The sequence below is a fragment of the Flavobacterium sp. genome (assembly GCF_029945805.1).
GTDB lineage: Bacteria > Bacteroidota > Bacteroidia > Flavobacteriales > Flavobacteriaceae > Flavobacterium.
Genome location: NZ_JAQSDH010000024.1, coordinates 1 through 3,136 on the forward strand (window position 1 = coordinate 1; position 3,136 = coordinate 3,136).

General features: G+C 28.1%; 5 protein-coding genes. 3 read left to right on the forward strand and 2 right to left on the reverse strand.

The window, feature by feature from the left end:
* Window positions 1–80 precede the first annotated feature (80 nt).
* Window positions 81–557, forward strand: coding sequence for a hypothetical protein (locus tag PSU83_RS06360; RefSeq protein ID WP_300588042.1), 477 nt, complete (start codon window positions 81–83; stop codon window positions 555–557).
* A gap of 189 nt (window positions 558–746) precedes the next feature.
* Window positions 747–1,460 carry a hypothetical protein gene (locus PSU83_RS06365; protein WP_300588044.1) on the forward strand — a complete coding sequence of 238 codons (714 nt, stop codon included), beginning with the start codon at window positions 747–749 and terminating at the stop codon, window positions 1,458–1,460.
* Between the two features lie 143 nt (window positions 1,461–1,603).
* Here PSU83_RS06365 and PSU83_RS06370 read toward each other — a convergent pair whose 3' ends face one another.
* Together PSU83_RS06370 and PSU83_RS06375 are read right to left on the reverse strand one after the other, a co-directional pair.
* Entirely contained in the window at window positions 1,604–1,855 is a 252-nt protein-coding gene (locus PSU83_RS06370; RefSeq protein WP_300588046.1) for a hypothetical protein, read from the reverse strand.
* A 67-nt stretch (window positions 1,856–1,922) separates the two neighbouring features.
* Window positions 1,923–2,240 carry a hypothetical protein gene (locus PSU83_RS06375; RefSeq protein WP_300588047.1) on the reverse strand — a complete coding sequence of 106 codons (318 nt, stop codon included), beginning with the start codon at window positions 2,238–2,240 and terminating at the stop codon, window positions 1,923–1,925.
* 172 nt (window positions 2,241–2,412) lie between these two features.
* Between PSU83_RS06375 and PSU83_RS06380 the strand changes: the two genes are divergently transcribed.
* Window positions 2,413–2,937, forward strand: a complete 525-nt coding sequence (locus PSU83_RS06380) for a hypothetical protein (protein ID WP_300588049.1) — start codon at window positions 2,413–2,415, stop codon at window positions 2,935–2,937.
* Window positions 2,938–3,136: the final 199 nt, after the last annotated feature.

The following is a 3,136-nucleotide window of genomic DNA, read 5'->3' on the forward strand; positions in this document are numbered from 1 at the left end:
CTATTTTTGAAATATAAATTAACAAAAAAACGTCAACCTATTTCAGGACAAGACAAAAAACCTCTTTAAACCGAGAACATATGAGAATTTTACAAATCATTTTACTTGTATTTATTTCAAATGCTTTTTCTCAAACAAGCAAAGATTTGTATATTACTTATATTGACGGAAATCTTAAAAATAGAACTGAAGCGTCCGACAAAAACAACACGATAGAAATTTTTAGAATACAAATTCTAACAGAAAATCCATATAAATACATTTTGGTATTTGACAAATTGGGCCACATACAAATTCAAACTCAAATTCTTGGTGCTTCATTCCCAACTTTTAAATTTACTTACTTGAATCGAAACGGAGATAATGCGGAAAAAAAAGTATCCAAAGATGAAATGAAAAATGTTTTGGAATTTAATGAATTGCAAAAGTTAACTAATGCCGAGAATTTTTATGAAACTCTGAACAAATTTGAAAATATATACTTTGTCTTTCTTAAAAATGAAAATTCACAATTAATTGCAAAGAAAGTGAAATTTGAAAGAGAACCAGGATTATAAAGCAACGGCTACTAACAGCCGTTTCAAGAAACTGCGAAATATCTGCAAAATTCAGGTTTTGCTTTCGCAATAATATATATCTTAGCGGAAAGTACGCAGTTCCGAAGTTCGCAGCTTCTTGAAGCGGCGGAACGTTGGCAGTAATTATTTTGGAACCCTGCAAACCGATAATATTTAAGAAATTGATATATGAGATTTATAATAATTATTTTATTATTAGCATTCGTAAGTTGTAATAAAAAAGACATCCCGAAAAATGGAAGATTAAAAATTATTCCAAAATATTGTAAATATGATAATATTATTTCCATACCTGCGCCTAAGTTTAAATTGTTTAAAAAAGAGGAAAATAATTCCAAAAATAAACTGATTACAGAAAGTGAAATCCGAAACGATAATTTCACTATCTCAAATTTGGAATACGGTAAATATTACGTTGAGTATATTACAATTTACAACCAAAAAAACTTTATAGATTTCGAGATAAATAAATCTACTCTAAAAGAAGTCAAAATCTGCATAGATGATTTAGATTATAATGAAAATAAGAATGTCTTAATGGTAGATGAATTAAAAAATGGAGAAACATTAATTGTTGAGTTTTTCCATCAAGGTTGTTTTGATACTTATGATAAACCTGTACAATTGTACATTACAAAAAAAAATGGAAAATTTACCGCAAAATATTACAATAGAAAGTATAACTTATCTAATCCACAGATTAAAATATTACGAGAGTTTGAAATAGAGTTGAGAAGTAATCATAGTGCAGGATGCAGTTCAATTGACACATACAGACTTTTTAATAAAGAAAGTCGTCGTGCTTATGAAGTTAGTGATGGAAGTTGCCATGAATGGAATGGATTCGAGAACTTAATAAAAATGATTATAAGTAAAAAATAACTACTGCCAACAGCTGTTTCTCGCAATTGCGAATTTTGTTGTAAGTTCACGTTCACGTTTCGCAAGAATTTTTATCTTTAACAGAAAATAATTCGTTCCGAAGTTCGCAACTGACGAGAAGCAGCGGAACGTTAGCAGTAATGCTATTGAACTTTGGTACACAAATCGTGTCCAAACATTATCATTACATCACGTTTATTAAACTCATCATTATTTAATCTACTTGCACAAGAAGGGCAGTAGTATTTTCTTGTGCTATGGTTATACCAAGTTGCGGAATTTGGTTTTTGGCAACTTGTGATGTTGCATTTTCCATTTAAAATACCTTTATCGTCAGCACTACTGCTAACAGCCATTTTGCTCAATGCGGGATTTTCGTTTATATCGTTTTTCATCTTAGTTTTGTTTTTAATTAGAAAGTTTAATTTTCATAAGTCCCGCACTAAGCAAAGTGGCAGGACGTTATAACCAATTTTGCGTATCGTTTACATAAGAACATTTTAAATAATAAATATTATATTCTTTGCAAATCCTTTCGGTTATTAAGTCTTCAACTTTCATTACAGGTTTGTTGTTTTTTCGGTTGCTTAAATATTTGTTAAGAATAGCATCTTTTTCATCTGTATTCATTGAACTATAAGGCAGTGTAATAGATTCTCCGATTCTTGGCACATCTATTAAATATAGTTGTAAAAAACCTCTATAATCAATTAACTTTCTTTTTTTTAATGCTTTAAAAAGGCTTGATTTTTCATCTAATTTTATAAAAATGTATTTCATAATAAAAACTGGTTATAACAGCAATTACACGCTATTGCTACATTGTGATTAATTTAAAGTTTAGTTTGTACCTTTCAAATTCGTGTTAAACTGAAAGATGGTTTTGTGTTTTTACGCAACAGACGTGTAGTTGCAAACCGTTGGCAGTAATGTTAAAAAAACAGACGAAAAAATGAACATTGATTTTAATTTACACAAAATAATTGGAGCTTTAAATCAAACTAAAGTTTCTTTCTTTACTGTTTTAATAACTTTTTTAAGTTCATATAATTTGTGGTATTTATCCATTTATTTTTTTAATCCAACATTTATTATAAAAAATGGTACAATAATAACATTAATGACAACTTTTTCTTTAACAATTTGTTGGTATTTAATTTCAATTATTACAATTCCAAAAGAATATATTTTAGTAAGTTCTATAACAGAAGAATTTGATAAAATAGAATTAGATATGGATAACAAAACTTTTAAATTATTTACGTTTGCCGAAATAATTATGGTTCAATCTTTTTTTAATTTTTTAGTCTATATTTTTAACTGGAATTTTTTAACGTTGATTTCAATTTCTTTTTCTCTACTTGCTGTAAAATATATTTTTGTAGAAATTTTTTTAAAAAAGGAATATTTCGCTTATAAAAAACGCCAAAATAATGAAAGACTATATATGGAAAATAAATCATCTGAAAAGAATTAATAATTAATAAAAAAAACACTACTGCCAACAGCGGTTACAAGAAATGGCGAAAAATGTGCTAAATTCACGTTTATCTTTCGCAAGAAATATTATCTTAGTGGAAAATATAGCGTTCCGAAGTTCGCCACTTCTTGTAGCCGCGAGACGTTGGCAGAAATGCCCGAAAAAATCGTAAAAACGAGAAACCTTCTTTTCTTTA